Source organism: Terriglobus sp. TAA 43, from assembly GCF_000800015.1.
In the GTDB taxonomy this organism is placed as follows: domain Bacteria; phylum Acidobacteriota; class Terriglobia; order Terriglobales; family Acidobacteriaceae; genus Terriglobus.
This window is the reverse complement of record NZ_JUGR01000001.1, coordinates 3,106,827-3,132,160: the sequence shown is the minus strand read 5'-3', so window position 1 is coordinate 3,132,160 and position 25,334 is coordinate 3,106,827. Positions and strand designations below refer to the sequence as shown.

15 protein-coding genes are annotated in these 25,334 nt (G+C 55.2%); 8 read left to right on the top strand and 7 right to left on the bottom strand.

Translation table 11 applies throughout. From position 1 onward, the window contains the following. Positions 1 to 2 precede the first annotated feature (2 nt). A complete protein-coding gene (locus M504_RS13315; RefSeq protein WP_198137597.1) occupies positions 3 to 893 on the top strand; it encodes an SMP-30/gluconolactonase/LRE family protein in 891 nt (296 codons plus the stop codon). On the opposite strand, the gene M504_RS13310 is transcribed toward M504_RS13315, so the two are convergent. Together M504_RS13310 and uxuA are read right to left on the bottom strand one after the other, a co-directional pair. Beyond that, entirely contained in the window at positions 888 to 1,634 is a 747-nt protein-coding gene (locus tag M504_RS13310) for an SDR family NAD(P)-dependent oxidoreductase (RefSeq protein WP_047492174.1), read from the bottom strand. The genes M504_RS13315 and M504_RS13310 overlap by 6 nt on opposite strands. A 5-nt stretch (positions 1,635 to 1,639) precedes the next feature. Beyond that, on the bottom strand, positions 1,640 to 2,842 hold the full coding sequence (gene uxuA, locus M504_RS13305) for a mannonate dehydratase (protein ID WP_084214325.1): 1,203 nt from the start codon (positions 2,840 to 2,842) through the stop codon (positions 1,640 to 1,642). 247 nt (positions 2,843 to 3,089) lie between these two features. On the opposite strand from uxuA, the gene M504_RS13300 reads away from it, so the two are divergent. The 5 genes from M504_RS13300 (at position 3,090) to M504_RS13280 (ending at position 12,998) form a co-directional block, all read left to right on the top strand. Then, the gene (locus M504_RS13300; RefSeq protein ID WP_047492171.1) at positions 3,090 to 4,256 is read left to right on the top strand and encodes a substrate-binding domain-containing protein; all 1,167 of its coding nucleotides are present in this window, start codon (positions 3,090 to 3,092) and stop codon (positions 4,254 to 4,256) included. A gap of 369 nt (positions 4,257 to 4,625) precedes the next feature. Further along, positions 4,626 to 8,471, top strand: coding sequence for a TonB-dependent receptor (locus M504_RS13295; protein ID WP_047492167.1), 3,846 nt, complete (start codon positions 4,626 to 4,628; stop codon positions 8,469 to 8,471). 98 nt (positions 8,472 to 8,569) lie between these two features. Further along, positions 8,570 to 9,469 carry an alpha/beta hydrolase gene (locus tag M504_RS13290; protein WP_052200709.1) on the top strand — a complete coding sequence of 300 codons (900 nt, stop codon included), beginning with the start codon at positions 8,570 to 8,572 and terminating at the stop codon, positions 9,467 to 9,469. Positions 9,470 to 9,528: 59 nt separating this feature from the next. Then, positions 9,529 to 11,775 (top strand): tetratricopeptide repeat protein, encoded by a 2,247-nt coding sequence (locus tag M504_RS13285; protein ID WP_156993748.1) that lies wholly within the window; start codon positions 9,529 to 9,531, stop codon positions 11,773 to 11,775. Next, on the top strand, positions 11,772 to 12,998 hold the full coding sequence (locus M504_RS13280; protein ID WP_047492161.1) for a glycosyltransferase family 39 protein: 1,227 nt from the start codon (positions 11,772 to 11,774) through the stop codon (positions 12,996 to 12,998). The genes M504_RS13285 and M504_RS13280 overlap by 4 nt, the downstream gene beginning before the upstream one ends. Here M504_RS13280 and M504_RS13275 read toward each other — a convergent pair. The 4 genes from M504_RS13275 to M504_RS21380 form a co-directional block, all read right to left on the bottom strand. Continuing rightward, positions 12,982 to 14,034: a bifunctional glycosyltransferase family 2/GtrA family protein gene (locus tag M504_RS13275; RefSeq protein WP_047492157.1), complete on the bottom strand. Its 1,053-nt coding sequence runs from the start codon at positions 14,032 to 14,034 to the stop codon at positions 12,982 to 12,984. The two genes, M504_RS13280 and M504_RS13275, sit on opposite strands and share 17 nt — an antisense overlap. Positions 14,035 to 14,046: 12 nt before the next feature. Next, positions 14,047 to 14,622, bottom strand: a complete 576-nt coding sequence (locus M504_RS13270; RefSeq protein WP_156993746.1) for an outer membrane beta-barrel protein — start codon at positions 14,620 to 14,622, stop codon at positions 14,047 to 14,049. A gap of 16 nt (positions 14,623 to 14,638) precedes the next feature. Then, a complete protein-coding gene (locus M504_RS13265; RefSeq protein ID WP_052200708.1) occupies positions 14,639 to 17,089 on the bottom strand; it encodes an Ig-like domain repeat protein in 2,451 nt (816 codons plus the stop codon). Between the two features lie 102 nt (positions 17,090 to 17,191). Beyond that, positions 17,192 to 19,105, bottom strand: a complete 1,914-nt coding sequence (locus M504_RS21380) for a DNRLRE domain-containing protein (protein ID WP_052200707.1) — start codon at positions 19,103 to 19,105, stop codon at positions 17,192 to 17,194. Between the two features lie 482 nt (positions 19,106 to 19,587). On the opposite strand from M504_RS21380, the gene M504_RS13245 reads away from it, so the two are divergent. Next, a complete protein-coding gene (locus M504_RS13245; RefSeq protein WP_047492142.1) occupies positions 19,588 to 19,932 on the top strand; it encodes a PadR family transcriptional regulator in 345 nt (114 codons plus the stop codon). 2 nt (positions 19,933 to 19,934) lie between these two features. After that, positions 19,935 to 22,646, top strand: coding sequence for an ABC transporter permease (locus M504_RS13240; protein ID WP_047492140.1), 2,712 nt, complete (start codon positions 19,935 to 19,937; stop codon positions 22,644 to 22,646). 74 nt (positions 22,647 to 22,720) lie between these two features. On the opposite strand, the gene M504_RS13235 is transcribed toward M504_RS13240, so the two are convergent. Beyond that, positions 22,721 to 25,234 (bottom strand): phosphocholine-specific phospholipase C, encoded by a 2,514-nt coding sequence (locus tag M504_RS13235; RefSeq protein ID WP_047492135.1) that lies wholly within the window; start codon positions 25,232 to 25,234, stop codon positions 22,721 to 22,723. Positions 25,235 to 25,334: the final 100 nt, after the last annotated feature.

Below are 25,334 nucleotides of genomic sequence, written 5' to 3'. Positions count from 1 at the left end.
CAATGCCAACCGCCGAGATTCACTGCCTTGCCGCCACGGGCGACATTTGCGGCGAGGGTTGTGTATGGCATCCGCAGCAGAATGCTGTTTTCTGGACTGACATCAGCCGCGGTTTACTCCATCGTCTGCAGATCGAAAGCGGCCACGTCGAAACTTGGAGTTTCGATCAGCCGGTTACTGCCGTTGTCCTCACCAGTAACACTGAGCTTCTTGTTCTTATTCTTGGTGGCAGGATCGTTCTCTGGGACACGCGCGCGCATCGAGAAGTAGACGTTCTATTCCGCCTGCCTGAATGGCCTGGCGTCCGTTGCAACGATGCGCGTGTTGATCCTGCTGGCGTTCTCTGGTTTGGTACCATGCAGAATAATGTGCGAAGCGATGGCACGACTATGGAGATTACGGAGTGGAGAGGTGCACTGTATTCACTTGCAGCCAAGGGCGAAGTAAAGCAGTGGCACTGCGGCTTTGGCATCAGTAATACATTCGCATGGTCGCCCAATGGCGAGGCGATGTACTTCGCCGACACACTTGCAAACACGATTTATCGCGGCCACTTCAATCCCATACACAGCAGCCTTGAAGGCCGCGAGGTTTTCTTTCAACACTTCCAGCGTGGGCTTCCTGACGGTTCCACCATGGATGCCGAAGGATATCTATGGAACTGTCGCTACGGCGGCTCATGCATCGTTCGCATCGCTCCCGATGGAACGGTTGAGAGAATCATCGAGACGCCAGTCATCAATCCCACGACATGCACTTTCGTTGCAGACAACGAAGGGACTCTGGTTTTCACCTCCGCCGGCAATGCAATGCCCCACGGTGGTCCCGCAGAGTCCCTCTTTGCTTTTGAAAGTGGCGTGCACGGGTTACCCGTTACGCCGTTCTCCCTATAACCGAACGGCGAGTTGTGCGAGCAATCCGCCGTCCGCACGATAGGAAGCTCCAGTAATAAACGAAGCCTTCTCGCTCAGAAGAAACGTAATCAGGTTCGCAATCTCATCCGCGCTGGCTACGCGCCCCAGAGGATGATTCTCTCCCCATTGTTGTAACGTTTGTTCCAGCCCATCGGCTCCGCTAAAGCGCTCTGCTGAGGAGCGAACCATCGGTGTATCAACAGTGCCCGGCAATACTGCATTCACGCGGATGTTGTCCTTTGCGTGATCGACGGCCATCGCACGAGTAAGGGCCTCTAAAGTTCCTTTGCTTGCCGCATAGGCAGCAACACCTTCCTGGCACGCCAGCGCCTGGACGGAAGACACCAGAACGATCGCGCCACCACTGCGCATCACGGGAATTGCCGAATGGCATGCCAAGAACGCCCCGCGTGCATTGATTGATTGCACCAGGTCATACTCCTCTGCAGTCGTACTGACGACCGAACCGTAGTGCTGGATACCAGTGCTATATACGAGCCAGTCAAGCGGTTTTCTTTCCGTTGCACGCCGCACAGCCTCGCTTACCTGCTCTTCATCACGCACATCGCATGGGATGTGCAGCGCCGCGCTGTTTTCGGATGGCTTGCTTACATCGGCAATGGCAACTTGAGTCCCAAGCTCCATTAGGGCCTTGGCTGTGGCCCATCCAATGCCGGAAGCTCCGCCGAAGATCAGTGCGTTCTTATTCTGTAAATCCATCTTGCTTAGCCTTCCATCATCCATCGTTCTGCCATCATGAAGGCCCCGCGCAATTCTGCCAGCCCACGCAAACGCCCCACTGCGGGATATCCCGGTGCAGCTCCGCGCTCGCGATCGTTCAACAACTCCTGCCCATGATCCGCACGGTACGGCAGGCTGCGCTGATCTCCGAGTGAAGTGCGGCGGTACTTCTCTCGAACGACTTCGAGGATGATGCTGATCAGATCGGCATCACCTTCAAGGTGTGCTGCTTCAAAGAATGATTCGACCGCCGAATCAGCGCGCTGCTCTCTCTGCGTGGACCGCAAATGCAGGAACCCGATGCGAGGTGCAAACTCAGAGACCATTTCTCGCAGTTTGTTATCTGCCCGCACGCCAAGCGCACCCGTACAGAATGTGAGAGAGTTCGCGTCTCCCGCATATTGCCCGAGTATCCAGCGCAGGTCTTCCGCCGTGCTTACGATTCTCGGCAGTCCCAGCAGGGGCCGTGGAGGATCATCTGGATGAATGCACAACCGCACGTCGCATTCATCCGCTACAGGAGCGACGATACGCAAGAACTCTGCCAGAGAGAAACGAAGCGCATCGGGAGTAATCCCTTCATAACTGCGCAGCAGCTCCGTTGTCTCTTCGAGAGTCAGCTTCTTATGTCCGCCCGGCAAACCATCCAGGATCGTCGCGCGGAGCTCGTCTTGCTGTGCGGGGGATAGAGCCTTGAAATAACGGAGGCCCTCCCGGCTCAGATCCTCACCCCACTCTGCTTCCGCTCCAAGCCGTTTCAACATGTACACATCGAAAGCTGCAAATGCCACAACATCGAATCGCGTGGTGTAACCGCCTCCGGGTGCAGGCTCATGCAGGTGTGTCCTTGTCCAACTGAACAGCGGCATCCAGTTGTAGGCGATGGTCTGGATACCGCAATCGGCGAGATGGCGAATGGATTGAATGAAGTTCTCTACATCCTCTTGCCAGCCGGGTGCACACATTTTCATGCGCTCCGTTACGCCCAGACTTTCGACAACAGTCCACTCCAAGCCTGCTGCTCGAATGAGCTCCTGCCGTTTCCGAATTGCTTCGATCGGCCACACTTCGCCCATGGGGATTTCGTGTAAAGCGGTCACGATACCGGTTGCTCCGGCTTCGCGCGCGTCTCGCAATGTGACACGATCCTCAGGGCCGAACCAACGCCACGTCTGCTCCAGTACCATCTTCGCCTTTCTGACAGAGCAGCTTCCGTTTCACGACCGGCTAGCGCATACTTTGCCTACTACACGTGCTTTGCGATAAGTTTTTCCGTGCTGAGTTTCGAGAGGTTTCATAGACTCCCTCCACCAGCCTCAAGATGCTACGGCGCACACCATGTCACAGAAAACAGAAGTTCGGCTAGAAGAGGTTCGTCTTGCATTGTGAAACATCTGCATTAACGTCGGATGCCTTCCTGTCGCGGAGGTCATTATGAAATCGGCCACGAAGTCTACTCGAAGTGAGGCAAATCCTAAGCGTGGATACACGATTCAGGCAGTTGTGCGGGCCGCTTCCATCCTCAACGCGTTTCAATCCACATCAGAGGTGTTGGATCTGCGCGTTGTAGCTGCACGCGTGGGGCTGCATAAAGCGACGACCTTTCGCTTGTTGGAAACGCTAGTGGAAACACATCTTCTGGAAAGGGCCGGCAAGCGAGGTTACCGCTGCTGCGTGCAACTTGCACGCAATAAACGCTACCGCATTGGTTATGGCTCCCAGACCAGCCTATTGCCCTTTACCGGAGCAGTAAGTGATGGCCTTGTTGTGGCGGCGAACAATGCAAACATTGATCTTCTGGTGCTGAACAATGCTCTTAGCCCTCGTACGGCGTTGCAGAATGCGGACGCTTTCGTGTCGGAGAAGGTTGATCTCGTCATTGACTCTCAGATCAATGTCGGCATTGCGGCCCAGATTGCGGTGAAATTCGCGGCTGCCCGCATTCCATTCATCGCCATCGACATCCCGCACCCAGGCGCCATTTACTTTGGGGCGGACAATTACAAGGCAGGCCGCATGGCAGGCCGTCATCTGGCGAAATGGGCCGCCAAAAACTGGAAGAGCGGACCAGAGCAGATCATCCTTCTCGGCGTGGACGCCGCAGGTCCCCTCCTGAATGCGCGACTTTCCGGTGTGCTCGACGGCATACATGAAATGAATCCCTCTGCGCATCGCATTCCAACGCATCATTACGACACCAAGGGCGGCCAATTTGAAGCCACACTGGATGTCGTTCGCCGACATATTCGCCGTCGTGCGCCGGAACGCGCGCTTATTGGTGCGGTGAATGATTCCACTGCCTTGGCGGCGTTACAGGCCTTTCGCGAGGCCGGACTCGAGCGTTGCTGTGCCATCGCAGGGCAAGATGGAAGCCTGGCTGCACGTGAGGAGTTGCGTAGACGCTCAAGCCGCCTCATCTGTTCGGTGGCGTACTTTCCAGAAACCTATGGTGAAAGACTCATCCGGCTGGCGCTGGATGTGCTCAAACACAAACCAGTCGCCCCCGCCGTTTTTGTGGAACATGAGCTGCTAACACCGCAGAATGTCGACAAGATTTACCCCAACGATACATGGATGAAATCGGCTCCCGAGTCGATCTAGTTGTCGTTTGCCTCCTAGTAACAACGCTCAAACTATCTCGCATTGTGCGACGCGTACTGTGAGGCGTTGAGACAGACATGCGGCAAGGAAACTCACTGTAGATAGCCTTATGGGCATTGAAACTACTGGCTCCATAAGGTACTGCTCAATCGATGCAACTACTCCGTCATATTTCACATTGTGATACACAGGCAACGGGTCGCTTTAGCACAGCGACATCGTTGACATGCTTTTCTGCGAAGAACTACAAAGCTGCTCGATTCAGACAACGCAAAAGCGTAACGTGTGTGCGCGGTAGTTGTCATAGGTGAATTTCCTGGGAGGCTGATCCAAATGAGTCGACACGATAAGAAAGAAGAACAAGCTTTTATGAGAAGGTTACGCATCGGCTCTGCAGCAAATGTAGCGCTGTCATTTTCCTTGCCGCGTCCGAGCACAGCCATTGCGCTGTTAGCATTCGCGGTCAGTGCCTCTGCACAGACCGGGCAAGGTGCTATCGGCGGTTCGGTGACTGACAACCTGGGGGCTCTGGTCCCTGGGGCTAAAGTGCAAGTTGTCAGCCAGTCCACCGGAGTGCAACAGACAGCGACCACAAACAACAACGGCCTGTTCCGCATTCAGTCATTGAATCCGGGCCTGTATACCGTCACCGTTGAGAAAGATGGTTTTCAGCGTGTATCGGAACAGTCTGTCAATGTATCGGCCGTAGGTACCACGCCGCTTGATATCAAGTTAGCCATCGGCGCAGCGACCGACGTGGTAACAGTGACATCAGATTCCGATCTGCTCAGCAAATCAGAATCGAATGTGACGACTACCGTCGATCACGCCATTGTTGAGAATCTTCCGTATCCGGAACGCAGCTCACTCGAAGCTGCTCTCCTGGTCCCGGGTGTTGTTGGCGATCCTCTGCAACCCGGTGGCATCTCAACCGAAAACCCCGGTGCTTATACGAGTTATGTCACACCGGGCGCCGGCATTGTTGTGGGTGGAGCGCCTCCGGGAACAAGCTCTATCGTGGTCGATGGTTCCGATGTGACGCAGTCCAGCCTTGCACGTACTGGCGTCAACCTCTCTGGTCGCATGGTGCAGGAGACGACCGTTATTACGACTGGTCTTTCTGCCAAATATGGCAGGACGGGCGGCGGTGTCATCGTTCAGAGCAGCGCAGCAGGTACAAACCAGTATCACGGCGCAATTACCTACAGCCACACCGATCCTTACTTCAACGCCTTCCCGGATGGTGGAACGATTCGGAGCGCGTTGCACGAGAACTACTACGGCTTCTACGTTGGCGGCCCTGTATACATTCCCAAGATCTATCCGTTCAAGGACAAGACCTTTTTCTATGTTGGCGTTGAACCTGCTCGCCTGCAGAACTCTTTCGGGTTCCGCGGTACATTTCCCACGCCCGATGAGCTGGCAGGTCACCTCAACAACTCACTCACGCTGCTCAATCAGGCAGTCCTGAAGAGTTCCGGTTATGCGGCGGCGCTTGCGGCTCCACGTATCGGCGCCATCAACTACCAATCCACCATCAATGCGAATGGCTTCCCCAATGGTCCCTATGACGCGTCCCAGATAAGGGCTATCGCTAACAACGACGTATCCGCACAGCTTGCTCAGAACTCTTTTGCGAAGTATGTTCTGTCACAATTTCCAACGCCGTCCAATCCTGGCCCTTACATCAAGTTTGATAATTCGCAGGCAACATCTCAGAACGACGGCACCAACGCAACCTACAAGCGTGGTGTGATTAACACGGACAATCGCTATTCCTTCCGTATTGATCAACACTTCAACAACGATCAGTTTTTTGTTCGCTACACAGTGATCCCAGTTGGCGCCCAGCGTTTCTTTGCTGTTGATGCGAGTAATCCGCTGACGATCGTACCGACTGACTCTGCTGCCACCCACGATATCGCAATGGGCTATACGCGCACACTTAAAGAAAATGTGGTCAATAGCTTTCACTACTCCTTCATGCGCGTTAATCAGCAAAGGCTTGCGCCGCCCAGCACACGTAGCAAAGACTATGCTGCTGCCTACGGACTTACACCAGCGTCTTTTGGTTATGGCTTTCCGAGTCTCGGCAACCTGAACGCAAACGGTGTTGGTTACACCATGCAGATGGGCCTTTCCAACGCTGCGATTCAAGTGGACCAGAACTTCATTGCGGGTGACGATATCACCTGGGTACACGGGCTCCATCAGTTCCAGTTCGGCGGAGAGGTTCGCTGGCTCCAGTCGAATCAGTACGACCTTGGTGGCGCTACCGGAGGCCGCTATGCCTTCTCGGCCGCGCAAACCAACAACGGTTCCACCGGTGGTGCTCCGCTTGCCACTTTTATCCTGGGCACGATCTCTTCTTTTTCAAACACACCTGTTGAGATACCGGGCTACTATCGCTGGCGTTACTATGCAGGTTATTTCCAGGATGATTGGCGCATCCTGCCCAACCTCACCATCAACGCCGGGCTTCGCTACGAAATCGAAACGCCTAGGATGGAGAAGTTCAACAATCAGGCCTACGTTCGGCTCAATATGCCCGGTACGTTGAATAACCTGACAACCTCCACGGCACTCTGCTTCTCTGGAGCCTGCGGCAACCCGAAGACGCTTTGGCCCACAAACTATGCGGGTTTTGAGCCTCGTGTTGGCTTCGCTTACGCTCCCACACCCAAGACCACGGTTCGCGCAGGCTATACGCTACAGCGCCTCCCGCTGACGGGCTACGAAAATGTTCCCGATCCCAACTTCAATGTTGCTTCGCAGGCAGTGGGCGGCCAGACAGGCGGCACAATCGCGAACTCAACGGTTAACTACATTACCAATCCGGTTGGCCCACTCACTTCGGCTTACACGGCACTCAATGGAAACCGTGGCCCCATCCTGTACACGACTGGCTTGACACCCGTCTATGTCGACCAGACCAACAAGGTTCCCTATACGCAGATGTGGAACCTCACGCTGCAGTATCAGCCCTCGACACGCACCGTTCTGCAGGCAACCTACAACGGTTCCAAAGGCACGCATCTTGCGGGCGCATTTGGCGGTGGTGGTTACTCCAGCGCGTTGAATATTCCTTCGCTTTCGACGATTACCAATGCTGTCCAAACACATCAAAACCTGGGCGCTTCAGCTCCTAACCCGTGGGGCATCACCCAGAACGGCGCACTGGTATCCGAAACCGGGCTGCAATTGCTTAACCCGTATCAGAACTTCTTCAACCAATCGATCAACGAGCTCTATCCGCGCGGTGGAACGATGGAGTACAACGGTCTTTACCTGAGCGTGAACCATCGCCTGGGGCGCGGTCTCTCTGTACTTGCAAACTACACATGGTCGAAAACTTTGGATAACATCCCTGACACCAACACGGGTGCAAATGGTGGTGGCTTCGGTTATGTTCTTCCGCAGAACCCGAATAACCCCTATGCTGAGTGGTCGGTGGCCAGCTTCGATCAGGCAAGCCGACTCAAGATTGGCTATACGTATGATCTGCCGATTGGCACGGGGCAAAGCCTGGATCTACACAATGGCCTTCTCAACAACATCCTTGGGCATATCTCCACCGCAGGAATTGCAACCTATGCAGATGGCTTGCCTAACGCCATTTCCCTGGGCACCGTGGGTAACTTCATCTCCGTAACGCCGGGTGGAACCAATGGTTGCAATCCCAACGGCGCCAACAAGTTCTGCACGGGAAGCGCATTGCCCTCCGGAACCGGATACTACGTGCGGCCCAACATTGTTCCCGGCGTTCCGCTGCTCAACAAAAACTGGAAGAAGAACGCTCTCAACTCGAGCTTTGTTCCATACCTCAACCCAGCCGCGTTTGGTTGCACTGTGAATGGAGCTGGCGTCGCAACAAGCTGCCTGGCTCCTGGATCACTGAATGCTCCCGAACTTGGCAACGCACCTCGTACACTTGCCGGTGCACGGTCTCCGCGCGAAGCACTCTTCGATATGCGCTTCAGCAAAGGATTCCAGCTTGGTGCGCGCTATAACCTGCGGATCAACAGTACCTTCATCAACGCGTTCAATCATCCCGTGTATTACGGCGTTAATCGTTCGCTGCTGAGTTCCACGGTGGCATCCAATGTTACGGGCACCCTGGCGCACACACCGGCTGCGAACTTTGGACAGTTCAATCAGTCGCAAACCGCAGGCATGTCGCGAGTCATCCTTGTGGGCGGAGAGTTCACCTTCTAACGGCTAACAACAACGACACATGCATTCTGGCCAGCGATCCCGCAGAAACGCGGACCGCTGGCCAAAGCATTTTAAGGAGATGACGGAGCGTGAAGAAAATGTTCAAGGCCACCGCGTGGAGATGCGCGCGGTTTGTTTTTCTGCCATTGGTGATTAGTTGTTTTCCCGGTACGAAGGTAGAAGCGCAGTCTTCACCGATAACAATTCCACTCTGGTCCGGGACTGCCCCACTGTCGAAAGGTTCGACGGACGCGGATCAACCATCCGTGGATGTTTATCTACCAACCACAAATCCCGCACAGACCGGTGTGCTTGTCATTCCTGGGGGCGCTTATGGATATCTGGCAGCGCCGGAAGGAAAGCCGGTTGCCGTCTGGCTACAGGAGCATGGCGTTGCCGCTTTTGTGCTTCACTATCGCGTCGCTCCTTACCACTATCCCACCGAAATGCTGGACGGCTTGCGTGCTGTCCGCCTTATTCGTGCCAGGGCAGATGAGTTTCATATCTCTGTAGAAAAGATTGGCGTGTGGGGATTTTCCGCTGGCGGACATCTTGCTTCGTACCTCATGACGCAATGGCAACAACAGTTGGCATCTACACCAGACAGCAGCGATGCGGTTAATGCACGACCCGACTTCGGAATCCTTGCATATCCTGTGATCTCCATGCGGCCCGAGATCACTCATCATGGATCGCATGAGAATTTGCTGGGTCCCCAAGCAACGTCAGAGCAAGAGGCTCGGCTATCCAGTGAACTTCATGTCGACACAAATTCACCGCCTGCCTTCTTGTTTGCAACCACAGATGACGGTGTGGTTCCGGTGCAGAACAGCATGTCCTTCTATGCGGCCTATATTCAAAAACATCTTCCCATCGAGATGCACTTGTTTGAACACGGACCCCACGGTGTTGTGCTTGCGCAGGATTTGCAAGGGCCATCTGCATGGCCGGATCTGTTGGCCGTGTGGATGACGCGGCACGGATGGATGAAGGAATAACGCTTTAGCTTTACCATGGAGGTATCGAACTACGAATGTTGGGACTGTGAGCGTTCGCCTTGAAGCGAAAACAGACTATTGCTTTTCTATGCTGTGTGATTGCCGTCTGCATTGCGTATGCGAACCACTGGCATAACGGGTTTCATTTCGACGACTTCCACACCGTCATAGATAATCCGCACATTCGCAGCCTGCACAACCTGCCGCGGTTCTTCACGGACACGACCACCTTCAGCGTTCTCCCGGCAAACCAGACATACCGCCCGTTGGTATCGGCGTCGCTTGCTATGGACTATGCCCTGGGAAACGGATATGTGCCGACGTGGTTTCATCTAGGCACGTTTCTTATCTTTCTGGTCCTTCTCGCCAGCATGTTCGTACTTTGCAAAGAAGTGCTGAAGCGTGCAGGTGGAGGCGAGCGTAGTTGGATTCCTGCGTTGCTGGCGACAGTGTGGTTCGGTCTTCACCCGGCCATGGCCGAGACCGTAAACTACATCATTCAACGCGGCGATCTGTACAGCACCTGCGGCGTCGTGGCGGCGCTCGCCATCTATGCGCGCGGGCCCAACCTTCGACGCACTGGTCTGTATCTGTTGCCCTTTGCGCTGGCCATGCTTAGCAAACCGCCTGCCGTGGTGTTCCCGGCTCTTCTGATCGGTTATTGCCTGCTCTTTGAAAAGCAAAAGCAGACAAACGCGAAGGGTTGGTTGCTCGTGTTGATGCCTTCTACCGTTGTCGCTGTTGCAGCATTGGTTCTGCAATCGGCAATGACGCCGAAGTCATACGCTCCAACGTCAGTTTCCGGCTTTGCGTATCGCATCACGCAACCGTTTGTCCTTCTACGCTACTTTGGCTCCTTCTTTCTACCGATTCATCTGAACGTCGACACAGACCTCCCCGCGTTCGATCATGTGAGCTCAGATGTCCTTTGGGGATTCCTGTTCCTGGCAGTGGTGACAGCTGCGATTGTTGTGTGCACGCGTCGCGTGACTCTACGCCCCATAGCATTCGGACTGGTTTGGTTCCTGGTCGGTTCCTTTCCAACATCGTTCTATGTTCTCTCTGAAGTCGAGAACGATCATCGTATGTTTCTGCCGTTCGTGGGATTGATGCTGGCAGTTGTGTGGGCAGCGTGGCTTGCGGTCGAGCAGCTTGCCATACGCAGACGCGATTTACCTGTGTGGAAGATCGCATCAGTCTGCACCATTGCGTTGCTGTGTGCGTATGGCTATGGAACGTGGCAGCGCAACAAGGTGTGGCACGATGAAGATTCGCTCTGGCTGGATGACGTACAGAAAAGCCCGCGTAATGGCCGCGGTTTGATGATCTATGGGCTGTCGCAGATGGGACATGGTAACTATCCCGTCGCACTCGCATATTTCGACCGCGCCGCCACATACACGCCAAACTATCCCTCGCTGGAAATCAACCTGGGCGTGGTGAATGGTGCCATGTTCCGGTCAGTGGCGGCAGAGCAGCATTTTCAGCGAGCCATCGCCCTGGCCCCTGCTGACGACCAGACGCACTTTTTTTATGGACGTTGGCTACACACGCAGATGCGCCTGTCGGAAGCGCTACAGCAGTTGGGCGAGGCGGTACGACTGAATCCAGCACGTCTGGCGCAGCGAGAAGAGTTGATGCAGACGCTCGCCATCAGCGGTGACGCCACTGCCGCGCACGCCGCGGCGGATGCGATTCTTGCGATGAACCCCGGCGATGCGCAAGCCAAGGCATACCTTGCTCATCCGGTAGTTGCCAACGTCGATACGTGGTTGAACGTGTCGCTGGCACGCTATCAAGCGAAAGACTATCCCGGAACGATCACCGCCGCAGAAAAGGTGCTGGCTTTGAATCCCAAATCTGCTGCTGCCTATAACAATATTGCAGCTGCATATGCCGGTATGGGGCAGTGGAAGCAAGCGGTGGAGAATGTGAAACACGCATTGGACATAGATCCAACCTTCCAGCTTGCGCGCAATAACCTTGCCGCATATTCAGCCGCTGCAAGCAAGCCGACAACGTCGGCGAAAACTCCGGAAGAACTCGTGGATCAATCGCTGGCGATGTATCGGGAGCGCAACTTCACCGGAAGTATTGCGTCCGCGAAAGCTGCATTGGCCATCCGCCCCGGCATGGCAGAGGCATGGAATAACATCGCTGCAAGCGAAGCCGAGTTGAAGCATTGGGATGCAGCAGTGAATGCCGCTAAGCAAGCAGTTGCGCTGAAGCCTGACTTTCAGTTGGCAAAAAACAATCTCGCATGGGCTCTTGCAGAGCAAGCGAAACGCGCTGGGAGTTCACGATGAAAAACTATCTGCGCTCTCTACCATTTCTACTTTGCACACTTGTCCTGCTTGCAGGAACGGCACTTCGTGTTATCGATCTGGGCAGCGTGCGATTTCATTCCCCCGATGAAAACACCTACGCCTCTCAGGCACACAAGTGGTCCGCCAGCGGTATTCGTTCGGTGGCAGACGAATGGGAAAGCCACCCAGAACTCGCCGTATTCCCCTCGCCTGTTCGAGTTGGATTTCTGCTTCCACTGCGCATCGCGCAAACCGTATCAGGAGACACAACGCCCGGTGCAGGTGCGGAGCTCTCATGTATTGCCAGCATTCTTTGCCTCGGTTTGATCGGCGTGATCGCGTGGAGACATCTTTCTCCAAGTGCCGCGCCCATAGCGATGGCTCTGTTCGCCGTCTGCCCTCCAGAGCTGATCGCCGCGAGACGCGGGTGGATGGAGTCTTTCGCCGGATGTATTGGTGCACTGATTCTTCTACTGATGCTTGAGTGTCTGCGCAGGCCAAAACCGCAGGTCTGGCTCATTGCGACAGGAGCGCTCGCGGGCTTGACTATCACTGTGAAGGAAACATCCATGAGCCAAGCAGGGCTACTCCTGCTGCTGCTTTGTATCGCATATGCAAGACAGCAGCGATGGCGCGACATTGTCGTAGTGACAGCTTCTGCCACAATCACAGCAGCGATGGGAGCATGGTGGGTATGCCATTCCATCGGTAGTTACAGCCGCACCGCCGAGTTCTTTCACAGGTCTTACACAGCGGTTGCCAATGCACCTTACGGACGCATGTACGAAACAGGCACCGCAGCATCGTGGATCAAAACGACCTGGATCGCCGATCCACTGCTTGTCTCACTGGCCATATTCGGTGTCTTGCTGCTGATCACAAAACGGAACACCTTGTTGCTTTGGTGCGCAGCCATCAGCTTTCTCTGTTTCGCCCTTCCGTTAACTACGGAGCATCGGATGAATCTGCGCTATGCGGCGCTTGGCTGGGCGCCACTTTGCCTCCTTGCCGCAGCCGCTACTTTAGCCATTTGGCAATGGCTAGAGCACCATGCTTCAAACGAAGATCAACATTGGGCAAAGGGTTTTGCCGGTGCTATTTTCTGTTTGGCGCTGGTAGCGAACTACATGAGCTTCCGTGAGCGATTTGTTAGCACCGATCTGCAAGACCTGTCTCTGCGCATGGTGCTGAATCAGCCGCTGCCTGTTATTCCGGAACGCTAGACGCTGGGAACACGAACAAACGCTGCAATGCGAAACTGGCGAGCGACAACACTGTCTCCGTGACGATCTTCGCCAGCAGGACTGGCACATGTAGCCAACGCGAAAGCCCCGTGATGACACCGTATCCAATGGCACCGAAGACGACGACGAGCGCATAATAACGCCAAAGCGCACCACGCACTGACGTACTCGAATGAAAGACAAACCGCCTGTTCAACAGGAAGTTTGCAATCGAACTGAGCCTTCCAACCACCATGGAATACAGCACGTCATGCGTAAGAGAGAAGGTAACCGTGAAGAAGATGAAATCGATGCCCGCCGCGATAAGCGACGAGAAATAAAACCGCAGCAGGACAAAGTAAATCCGCATGGAATCGCGGATCGGATCAAAGTGAGAAGAACGATTGTTCTCAATGTAGATGGTGCGGATCGGAACTTCGACCGGCGGCGCGCCACTGCGGCAGAGGTAGGCGAGCATGTTCATCTCATACTCATAGCGCTCTCCGTTAAGCGTCATCAATCCGGCCAGACGATGAAGTGGAATACCACGTAGTCCAGTCTGGGTATCCTGAATGCGACGTCCGGCCAGCATCCAGAAGAGATTCCGTGTGATGCTGTTTCCCATGCGGCTTCGGAATGGCACATCGCCATGAAAGCTGCGTGCCCCAAGGATGAATCGCTTGGGTTCCACAATCAGCGCTTCGGCCACGCGAACGATATCTTCAGGCGTGTGCTGTCCGTCCGCATCTGCTGTGACCACGCCGATGGCGGTCGGCAATTCTGCCAATATCCAGTTGAAGCCCGTTTTCAGAGCGCGACCTTTTCCGAGGTTCACGACATGCTTTAGCAGCGTGACGCTCTCAAGGTTTGAAAGGCTCTCGACGATCTGGGGGTACTGCTCCTGGTCGCCATCAAGAACGATCACAATGCGAAGTCGTAGGTGCGCTTGCAGCTCCGTGACCAGTTGCAACAGACGCTCATCAGGATGCCATGCAGGAATAAGAACAACTACCGAAGGTCGGGTGGCTTCCACCATGCAAGAAACATCCTATTGCTTGCCGAAGCGAACCAGCGCCCCAAAGGCCAACCGCAGGGTGTTCTGAGAGCCATTCGCATTTGTGTTCGGGAAGGTGGAACGCTCCCAGTCGACCTCAAGCGGACGAATCGCAAAGCGATTCGTAATGTCGACGTCGTACTGCACACCAGCATCCATCGCGAATGAGGTGTTGCTGGACAAGGCATTGCCATCACCCGGAAAAACGGAATCGAAACCATGATCTAAACCGATCAGCCACTTCCCCGTAAGAGAATTACCGTGCTTGCCAACAGCTGGCAGTTGCAGACGATAACGTGGCCCCATGGTGAAGGTCAGTAATCCGAGCGAAACATTCTGCGACCCCATGTGGCTTGAATGCACGGCCGTCATATTGGCAGCGAGGCCAAAGCCATGCGATACATTCACACCAGCCTCGATGCCACCGCCCTGCAGCCAGAAGCAGCCACAACCACCCAAAAGATTCGCGCGCTCGGGTGTATAGGTGAGTGCGACATCTCCACCCTTCGATTGCGCAGAAGCGGCAGCAGCAAGGCCGAAGCCTAACAACAGGATGGATAAAGTTCTCAAGGCGTGCAGTTCCCTTCTACTGAACGGTAAGCGTCACTGTTGTGGAATGTTGCACCGTAACTCCAGCGACATTGGTACCGGTGGCAGTAACTGTGATGGTCGAGGCAGTCTGCGCTTGACCAAAGAAACCACTGCTACCGCAGCCACTCAGTGCACCCGCCGCAGTTGCCAGCAACAGCAGCATTGCAAGACGAGCCATGCGATTGCTTGCGTAACGCATCTTCCGATTGCGAACAAACGGCAGCAGAAGCAGCGCCAGTCCCACAGATCCACCTGCAAGCTGCTCCATCTGTGCATGGAATTTCTGAGTGGATACCGTAAGGACGAAGTTCGTCGCACTGGAACCCGGTGTCACCGACGTCGGCGTGAGCGTAGCAGTAGCGCCGGTAGGCAGGCCACTGACGGCCAGTGTGATCGGCGAAGTGAACGGCCCTCCCACGGGAGTAACGGTGAAGTTGAAGGTCGCCGAATCACCCGGAACGATCGTCCTCGCGGCGTACGTGCCGGAGGTCGTGGCCACCGCGAAGTCAGGATCTGACGCCACGGTTACAGTCGTTGCACCGCTGCTGGCAGTGACACTTCCATTCAGGAAATTCGTGTCGCCCGAATACGTCATGGAGATGACGTGCGCGCCAATTGCCAGAGCACTTGTGGAGATCTGTGCCACACCCGCGGTCAGCGCGACGGTTCCAACGGCGGTGCCGTTGTCAAAGAAGGTTACGCTGCCCGTAGGTGTGCCCGTAGTCACGCTCGACACGACAGCCTTCAACGTGACAGCCACACCCGCGTATTGCGTGGTTGGGTTAGATGACAGCGTAATGTTGGTATTCGCCTTAGTGATCGTCATGGAACCAGACGAAGACGCGAGCGAGAGTGTGTAATTTGCAGCGGTCGGCCCTGTAAGCGTGGCCGTGATGGGGTACGTACCAGGTGCTGATGTCTGCATTGCGGTCGTAGCATAAACCGCCGTAGCAGTAGTCGCATCCTGAGGCAGAACACCCGTCAGAGTTCCCGTGAGTGCGGGGATTGCCGTGCCATATGGCTGTGCGACCGCATTGGCAGAAGCCGTGACTGCCACAGGTGTCACTGTCAACACATAGATGCCGCTTGCCACCGCGGGATTGTTGCCGTCACCAGCATAGCTCGCCACGATCTGATGGATACCAGCGGCAAGGGCGGGCAAAGAAATCGAAGCTGTGTTGGAGGCCAGATTGACCGAGCCAAGCGTCGTTCCAGCAGTGACGTCCTGGAAGGTCACTGCACCGGTGGCGGTGTTACCACCATTGCTGAAGGTAGCTGTAAGAGCTGCAGTGCCATAGACGAGTGAGGGTGAAGACGCGGCAACTTGAAGGCTCTCAGCGCCAGGAGCAGCAGTTCCCGCAATCGTTTGAATGATGCCTGCAGGCGTCACGAAACGGACACGGTCATTGTCCGTGTCAGCGACGGCAACCCCTCCACCGGGCGCGGAAGCAATCGCTAAAGGCGAGTTCAGCGTGGCCGCCGTAGCGATATTGTTGTCACCCGAATAGCCCTGCTGACCATTGCCTGCAAGGGTGGAAACATTGCCACCGGAAGAAATCTCACGTACCCGGTTATTGTTGGTATCAGCTACAAACAGGTTCCCGCTGGCATCCAGTGCGAGACCCGTGGGATACGAGAACGACGCACTGGCGGCAGATCCGCTGTCACCTGCGAAGGCGGGCGTTCCGGTTCCAGCAAATGTCGTAATGATTCCTGTGGAGAGGTTTACAGCGCGGATGCGATTGTTGTTGCTGTCCGCTATATACAGTGTGGTGGAACTAACAGCCACTCCCATTGGCTGATCCAGCAATGCCAACGTCGCCGCGCCGCCATCACCACCAAACCCCTGTGATCCACTGCCCGCAACCACTGTCAGCGTTGTGCCGTTGAATTTGCGAATGACATTGTTCTGCGTGTCAGCAATATAGAGGTTGCTGTTGGAATCCACGTTCAAAGCTGTTGGGCCAGCCAGTCCCGCACTCACAATTGTGCTGATAATTCCCGCGGGCGTAACCTTACGCACCACATTGTTGCCTGTATCAGCGATATACACATTGCCAGCGGCATCAACGGCAACACCCGCCGGAAGATTCAACAACGCACTGGTGGCTGCGCTACCATCTCCCGCGTAGCCCTGCGCGCCCGAGCCAGCCACCGTCTTCATAATGCCGGTGGTCAGAACTTCAACCACAAGTTGATCGTTCTGATCGGCAATGTACAAATTGCCCGCAGAATCAAAAGCAAGAGCGGCAGGGTTATTTAACTTTTGACTGCTCGCCTCTTGTCCACCTGAAACTACAAGCGGACGCACACCGACTTGCTGCAGCGCGCGGAGCTGCGCAGGCGTCTGCCCAATGATCTGGGGAGTTGTAACACCAAGCAGAAGAGCTGCGCAGGCGCATGAGATCAGAAGGCGTGCATTCCGTACTGTACTGAAGCGGCTCAAATGTGGACTTGGCTCCATTTCAAATGTGGCTACGCAGGAAGTAACGGTATGTCGCCCTGCAATCAGACTTCTTCGCAGCAGTAGATAGCTACGTTGCAGCTATTACTGGCATGCGAATGAAGTCATGTGCACTCCAGTATTTGCGGTCGAGGCGCCACTCGTTGAAGTCACTAGGACGGTGACATACGAGCCCGCCGAGAGCGTTCCAAGATCGATCTTGCAAGTCCCTCCTGCAGCGGCGGTGCAGGTACCCACGCTTGTACCAGTGCCCCCAACCGCATTCGTCGTCTGAGCATTGAAGTAGTTGCCCGGCGCCGACGCGACAGCAAAGTAGCCATGGCACGTCGCAGGAATATACACGTATGCCGGAATCGTGGGGGTTAGAGTCGAATTGGGCCCGATCGGCGTCAGATAAATACCTGTGGCTGTGTTGATGGGGTTTCGCGAGATCGTAAGCGGAATCGTTGCGAATGAGAATGCGCTTGGATCCGGCGAGCTTGCTCCGCCACTGCTGCTTGGGAAGTTGATTATTAGCGCGCCCGTGCCGGTGTTAACGGAAGCCGATCCTGTGGCGTTGCCGTTTGTCACGGAGACAGAAGCAACAGAACCGGTGGCGCCCACAGCTCCCGTGGCTCCTGTCGCACCATTCACGCCATTCACACCCTGCGCCACAAGACGCGCCCAGTAGGCATTGGGAGTGGAACCGACTGAGGTCGGATTCTGCCCCAGGTTGCCGTCTACAAGTGAAACCCAGGCATTGGCATATCCGGCATCGGAAACAATCGCTCCCTTCGAGTAGATAGTGGAGTTACTCCAAACCGCTTGGTAACTGATGCTGCCTGTCGCACCTACGGCTCCGGTCACGCCGGTTGCTCCTGTAGCTCCTGTAGCTCCTGTCGAACCCGTCGCACCGGTGGTTCCGATCGCGCCCGTGGCTCCAGTAGCACCTGTAGAACCTGTTGCGCCCATAGCCCCAGTGGCTCCAGTTGCGCCCGTGGAACCTGTCGCACCCACAGCACCTGTGACTCCCGTGGCTCCCTGAGCACCAGTTGCTCCGGTAGCTCCAGTGACACCCTGTATGCCTTGAATGCCTTGCGGACCCGTGGCGCCCGTTGCACCAGCCACACCTGAACTGCCCGCGGATGCGAGCACAGGCCAAATCGTGGGTTCACTACCTGGCGTAACGTTCTGATTGCTCGCGGTAGCAATGTAAGTGGAACCATTCAGAGTGACAGCATCATTGGACAGATAGATAGTCGAGCTATTCCAGGTTCCGCGGTAGTTAATGCCAGCCGCGCCGGTAGCGCCTGTGGAACCTGTTGCACCTGTGGCTCCAGTTGCACCGGTGGCACCTATCGCGCCCGTATTTCCCGTAACGCCCTGGATACCCTGAATGCCTTGCGCGCCCGTTGCGCCTTGGATACCTTGAATGCCCTGCACGCCCGTTGCACCGGTCGCTCCCATGGATGTAATCGTGACGTCGAGTGATGCCGGATGAGCGGTCTGTCCGCTCTCTTTCGAGTCAAGCTGAAGGTCTGCATTGGAGGTGGTGAGCGCCAGGCCGAGATCTGTAGATGGGGACGTTATCCAGCTTTGCACCTGCGACGTGATGTCTACGGTGACGAACTGTCCCGCCGTAGTTCCCGAAAAACTTCCTACTGCCGCACCAACCGCCGGTTGACTGTTGTACGTGATGCCCGTCTCCGTCCAGGCTCCAGTAACCGGAAGCACCGACACGGTGCCCGCAGTATTGACGCGATTCACATAGAACGTGACCGTCGCCTTGGAGACCTGAGACGCAGTGATGCCAGCGGGAAGAGAAGAGAGGCTGAACTGTACAAAGGACGTGTAGCCATTGCCCACATTCAAATTGGAAACGCCGCCCAGATTAACGGCCGGGCGAGAACTGTCGACATGTGCGTCCGCGGTGAGCGTGGCCTGCGTGGCGTGCGCGGGAGCCAATGCTATGAGGCCAGCAAACAAAACTGCAAAAGAACGGCGCAGAAAGGTCGTCATGAACGCTCCTAAAATAGGTGCGATCTCTTTGGTAGTGCGCAGAATGTAGTGTCACCGCAAGAGATCAAGGCAAAAGTCGTACAGTTAAGCCCAAATATGCGCGGGAAAGTCCCGGCGTCATTTTGGGGTCATATGAGGAACAGAAAGGAGTCTCCCAGATTCTTCACGCCTTGTCAAAAATTCTCCTGCAACCTTCAACGTATTGACTTCATTTGGATTACTTGCTTCATGTCGGAGATATAGCCCTCTACGTTCATAAACCTCAAACCCGACAGGCCTGGGTCAGAGCTCTGATTGCCGCGTATGAAGGCCTCTGCTATACGGCAACCACGCTCCAAACCTCGGACCCGGTGCATCTCCTCGTGCATGCGATACCAGGTTGTTTTAGGTAACTGCACAGTAAGCCTGACAATCCGTCGCTCTTCTATGGTCATTGCAAAGGAAGTTCATGTATCTTCTTTGCAGTATCCATAGGAGCGGACGTGGCAGAGGAAAAATCCGAGGTTTTACAAGGAACGCTGGATCTCATAATCCTGAAGACGCTGCAGGCACTGGGCCCTTTGCACGGGTTCGGGATTGCACGGCGTATTGAACAGTTGAGCGAAGACGTGCTGACACTGAATGAGGGCACCGTCTACACATCGCTCCTGCGCTTGCAACAGAAGCGGTGGATCTCAAGCGAGTGGGGTGTCTCTGAGAACAACCGACGCGCACGCTTCTACAGCATTACCAAGCGCGGGATCAAACAGCTTGCAATTGAAACCGAAAACTGGGAACGCATTGCAGGCGTGATTGGCCGCGTTCTGGCTCTTGAGGCGAAGGCCTAGCCATGTCCGACCGCGCACTTACTTTTCTGGCAAAACTCAAAGCGTTGTTTACGCGAGTGCACGAAGACTCTCTCTTCGATGAAGAGATGATGACGCACCTGGAGATGCTTGCAGAGAAGTTTGAACGTGAAGGCATGAGTGCCAAAGATGCAAGACGTGCGGCGCGTCGACAATTTGGCAACACGGTCTTGTTACAGCAGCAGCAACGGGAATCGAGGACAACGATGTTCTTTGCGAATGTAAGTCGTGATCTGCGCTATGGAATACGGCAACTCATCAAGACGCCAGTATTCACCATCGTTTGCGTGTTAACACTGGCGCTGGGCGTAGGTGCAAACACTGCCGTCTTCAGCGTGATGCATGCGGTGCTGGAGAAGATGCTGCCGGTGCGGGATGCTTCGCAAGTCTTCTACGTTCACACGACAGACTTTCCCGATGGAGCCTGGCAGACGGGCGATTCAGCAACCTCATTCTCTTACGCGTTCTATCAGGCGTTGCACGGACTGAATGGTTTGCAGGATGTGATGACATTTATCCCGATGTCCAATAGCGGCAAGGCTCCTATCCGCGTGGGTACAGTTCCGGAAGAGGCTGCGGGAGACATGGTGAGCGGCAACTACTTCCATGGCCTGGGAGTGGGAACAGAGTTGGGCCGGGGCTTTGTTGCGAAGGACGAAACGGATCACACGCAGGTAACGGTGATCAGTGAAAGTTTCTGGGCTTCGCACTATCAACGCAGCGCGGACGTAGTCGGAAAGACGCTTTATATCAAGTCAATTCCATTCACGATTGTGGGTGTTGCGAAGAAGGGATTTGAAGGAACGGAAGGCGCACTGCCACTCGATTTCTGGATTCCGCTACAAAGCAGACCAGAGTTTAACGCGTGGGGCTCCTCTGCAGAAAACGGAATGTATCTGACAGAACCGCGCCTGTGGACGATGCGCTTGATGGTGCGCACAGCGCCAGGAGTGAGCCGCGAACAGGCGCTTGCACAGATGCAGACACTCTTCGAGCGGGCCGCTTATATCGGTCTGCCCGAAAAAAAGAGTGGAGCACCGACATATAAACTTTCGCTGCCCGAAGCCAAACAGTTCGATGGTGACAACGGATTCTTTGCAAGGGCACTGAAAGTGCTCATGGCGATGGTGGGAATGGTACTGCTCATCGCCATGAGCAATGTAGTGATGTTGCTTATGGCGCGCAATGCGAACCGGCAGCGCGAGTTCGGTGTGCGTTTTGCGCTTGGTGCCGGACGCAGAGAGATTGCACGGCAACTCCTGACGGAAAGCATGTTGTTAGTGGCGTTGGGCGGCGGTGTGGCATGGTTTTTTGCGTTGGGAGCGACACGTGCGTTAGGAACATGGGCGCATATTGAATCAAATCTGCAGCCAGACCTTAAGGTGCTCGGCCTGACGCTGGGCGTGCTGGTTCTGCTTGCGATTGTGTTCGGGTTGGCGCCACTGCGTGCAGCTATGTCGAACGCTTCGCAGAGTTCGCTACGCAGTTCCGCTACATCGTCGCAAACCAGTTCACAGAAGACCCGCGCAGGCAATGCGGTGATCATGACGCAGATTGCCATGTGCGTGGTGTTGTTGGTAGGTGCGGGCCTGTTGCTGAAGACGCTACGAAACCTACTAAATACGCCCATGGGGCAGAAGCCGGAAGGTCTCGTGGTATTCGGCATTCGTGCGCAACAAGCTCATACCAAGGAAGAGGGCATTGCGTTCTTTACAACGTTGCAGCAAAGGCTGCGCGCGATTCCTGGTGTGGAGAGCGTATCCATGGCTGGGAATCGACCGGGCTCGGGATGGTCCAGCAATCAGGGCGGTCTACTACTGGATGGACATAATGCCAATGGGTTCCAGCCGGGGCAGGTAACGTATCGACAAAATACAGTAGCGGCCGATTACTTCCGCACGATGGGCGTGACGATTTTAGATGGCCGCGATTTCTCCGATGCCGATACGGCAAGTGCGCCGGGCGTTGCAATCGTGAATGAGAGCTTTGCGAAGAAGTACGTGGGCTCGTTGCATGCGGTGGGACACGTGTTGAGTAGCCCTCGCGGAAAGACTTCGCAACAGATTGTGGGATTGGTGAAGGATCACAAATACACTAGCATCACGGAAGAAACGCGGCCGATGATGTGGACCGTATTCACACAGGGCGGGGCTACAAACCAACTCCATGTCGAGATGCGTGTCCCCGGTGATCCTATGGCGATCTTGCCGGAGGTGCGTAGAGTGATCGCGCAGATGGATCCGGATATGCCCCTGCTGGAACCAATGACGCAAGTTGCTGTATTCGAAAAATCCATCTCAGGGCCAATCCTCTTCGCGCGGCTTGCGGGTTGCTTTGGAGTCCTGGCAGTCGTGCTGATTGCAACGGGACTCTATGGAACGCTGGCCTATCGCATGAACCGGCGCAGAGCGGAGATTGGTGTGCGGATCGCCCTCGGCGCGCAGCGCAGTCAGGTTGTGTGGATGGTTCTGCGCGGCAGCCTTCTGTTGTGCGCGGGCGGAGTAGCGATCGGTATCCCGCTTGCGACCATTGCCGGCCGCGGTCTTGAAAGCTCGCTCTATGGAATGACGGCGCTTGATGTGACGAGCTATCTCTTCGCAGTGATAGGAGTCGTTCTGGTAGCTTTGTTGGCCAGCATTGTGCCTGCAGGACGTGCAGCAAGTGTGGACCCGCTACGCACGTTGCGGACAGAATAGGCGCTCTTCTTCGCGAACAAACAAAAGGCGCAGTATCCCGAGGACACTGCGCCTTTCAATCCATATTTACAAGATCAAGCCATAAGAGGATCAGTCTTAGTGGGCGCGCCTGTTTCCACGCGTCCTGCGAACTGCGCGAAGGCCTTGCTGCCGGTGCTCTGAACAGTAAGGTCATACCAGTGGAAGCTCTTCTCAAGCGGAATGCTAATCACCTGCGTTGCTCCCGCAGCAACTGACTTCTGTATGGCCGCTGCGCCGTAGCTGTTGTCCTTGATCTCAAATTGTTGAGAAGTTGAGGAACCATTACGGATATGCAGTTCCAGCGTACCTGTCGGATTGCCGTTGCGCATCTGCAGTTTGGCCACGACCTGCGGCGTTGTCGCGTGGAGATCGCCGGTAAAGCGCCGATAAAATCCGTTTGCTGCCAATACTTCAATTTCATACTGGCCATCGCGAAACTCATCGAGTGCAAACGTCGGCTTTAATGTATCGCCTGCTCTCACGGTATAGGTCGCCGCACGCATTCCCGGCTTAGCAGTGAGATTGCGAAGATACACATTAAACGGAGCACCGGCTGCACGATCCTTGAAGACCTCTTTGGCCGCAGTCAATTGCAGTTCGAAGTGCTTGCCATCCGCAGATACCATGCCATGCGCGTAAAGCTCATAAGGCAACGCGCAGGACGGCCGGGTTCCGTGCTCTTGATGTGATGTTGCAGATGCTTTGCTTGGACGCGTATTGATCGCACTTATCTCTTCCGCGGAGAGCTCCTTGTATCCCGTGGGCAGCGCCTTATTGCGCGCATTAACAATCAATTCAATGAACTGATCGCGCTGCAGAAAATTCAATCCGGCTTCGTCTTCCCGGTGGGGTCGGAAGCAAGAAGTAAGATCGCCCGCTACAGTACGACGCCAATCGCTGATGTTGTCTTCGCGTACATTCTTTCCGAACTTTGCCTGAACGAATTTCTCCAGGAACTGCAGCGTTGACGTGTGATCGCAAAGCTGCGAATTCACCCATCCACCGCGGGTCCATGGCGAGGCAATGATCGTGGGAATACGGAAGCCCATGCCGATGGGCCCACTACGCGCTTCGTGGCTGGGAACACCTTGTGCAATCTCGTCAGCCTTATAGGTGTACTCCAGTGCAACATCAATCCCTGCGGATGCAGCACCTGTCTCGGGCCTCTTAGGATCGGGCGCGACATAGGACGGCGAGTGGTCGAAGTAACCATCGTTCTCGTCATACGTGAGGATGAAGATGGTCTTCTTCCAAACTTCAGGGTTCTTGGTGAGAATGTCCATGATCTCCGACACCCACCACGCCCCATACCAGGGCGACGAAGGATGATCGGAGAAATGCTCGGGCCCTGCTAGCCATGACACCGTGGGCAGCTTACCTGCTTCCACATCAGCGCGGAACTGATGAAGGATATCGCCCTTGGGAACGTTGATGGTATCTTCGCGGCCATCGCTATTGAATCGGAGAGCCTCCAGCGAACGATAGTTCGAATCGCCTGTGTTGGTCATAAAAGCAGCATCGTGCAATGCACGTTCTTTTGCGGAGAGCTGCTTATAGCGCGCCTCGCCTGCATTGGCCACTGCCTTCTGCAAGTGGGCAACGTGTCCCTGGGCCAGACCAAGCTGCGCATGCAGCTCGTCACCCATCTCAGGGTTGGACAACTCTGAAAGCTGTTCTTCCAAACGCGCCACCTGCTTTTGCGCCGACTCCAGCTGTGTCTTTAACAATTCAGGAGCATAGCGATAGGCATGTACGTTATAAGCCGCAAAACACTCCAGCACGTTGCAACCGTAGTTCGATAACCAGGAACGCTCCTCCGGCGTGAGACCGCTCGTCATGGAAAGATCATTCTGATAGAAGTGCCATGAAATGCCCGCTTCTGTCAGTCGCTCCGGATACGTCTTCCATCCCAACGGATCGCGAAACAGCTGATCGTTGCGCATATACACACGCGAATCGGCTGACTTCTTATCGCGCACAGTGCCGGTCCAGAACATGGAGCGGTTCGGAGTGGTAGAACTCATCACCGCGCAATAGCTTTGATCGCACACGGTGAATGCATCGGCCAACGCGTAATAAAACGGAAGATCCTCACGCGTGTAATGCCCCATGGTGATGGGTATCTGCTGGTAATCCTTGTTGCCAGACTTCTTCGCATCGAGCCAGTTGTCATAGTGGCCGTCGTTCCATGCATCCACCTGCGAGTTGCGTGAATGCGGGACGGAACCCATCCATGTAATGCGCGTGTCTTTCAAATCAAGCCGCCACGGAGCAAACGATTTGCCTGTGGCCTTCGACGTCTGCGCAAAAACCGAATTGCCGTTGGGTTGACGCATGGCACGTGGATCGTTGAATCCGCGCACGCCCTGCAAACTTCCGAGCGAGTGATCGAACGAACGGTTCTCCTGCATCAGAATGACGATGTGTTCCGCATCGGCAAAGGTGCTGCCGGGCGCCGGCTCAATGGCAAATGCTCGCTGAATGGATTCGGGAACAAAGCCCGATATACCTGTGGCTCCGGAAATCAGAGCAGCAAACTTCAAAAAATCACGACGCGATGTGGACATGGGAAGTATTAAACCAAAGTCATAATTTCATTGTCGTGAACTTTAGCAGCGCCATCCTGCTCCTGATGGAAGGCCAATAGAAAAGACCGGAGCAAATGCT

What these genes read in the sequence shown, in the direction of transcription:
- M504_RS13240 (WP_047492140.1), top strand. Translation starts at nt 19,935, where the DNA reads ATGTCCGACCGCGCACTTACTTTTCTGGCAAAACTCAAAGCGTTGTTT.
- M504_RS21380 (WP_052200707.1), bottom strand. Translation starts at nt 19,105, where the DNA reads ATGACGACCTTTCTGCGCCGTTCTTTTGCAGTTTTGTTTGCTGGCCTC.
- M504_RS13300 (WP_047492171.1), top strand. Translation starts at nt 3,090, where the DNA reads ATGAAATCGGCCACGAAGTCTACTCGAAGTGAGGCAAATCCTAAGCGT.
- M504_RS13315 (WP_198137597.1), top strand. Translation starts at nt 3, where the DNA reads ATGCCAACCGCCGAGATTCACTGCCTTGCCGCCACGGGCGACATTTGC.
- M504_RS13290 (WP_052200709.1), top strand. Translation starts at nt 8,570, where the DNA reads ATGTTCAAGGCCACCGCGTGGAGATGCGCGCGGTTTGTTTTTCTGCCA.
- M504_RS13310 (WP_047492174.1), bottom strand. Translation starts at nt 1,634, where the DNA reads ATGGATTTACAGAATAAGAACGCACTGATCTTCGGCGGAGCTTCCGGC.
- M504_RS13280 (WP_047492161.1), top strand. Translation starts at nt 11,772, where the DNA reads ATGAAAAACTATCTGCGCTCTCTACCATTTCTACTTTGCACACTTGTC.
- M504_RS13235 (WP_047492135.1), bottom strand. Translation starts at nt 25,234, where the DNA reads ATGTCCACATCGCGTCGTGATTTTTTGAAGTTTGCTGCTCTGATTTCC.
- uxuA (WP_084214325.1), bottom strand. Translation starts at nt 2,842, where the DNA reads ATGGTACTGGAGCAGACGTGGCGTTGGTTCGGCCCTGAGGATCGTGTC.
- M504_RS13295 (WP_047492167.1), top strand. Translation starts at nt 4,626, where the DNA reads ATGAGAAGGTTACGCATCGGCTCTGCAGCAAATGTAGCGCTGTCATTT.
- M504_RS13275 (WP_047492157.1), bottom strand. Translation starts at nt 14,034, where the DNA reads ATGGTGGAAGCCACCCGACCTTCGGTAGTTGTTCTTATTCCTGCATGG.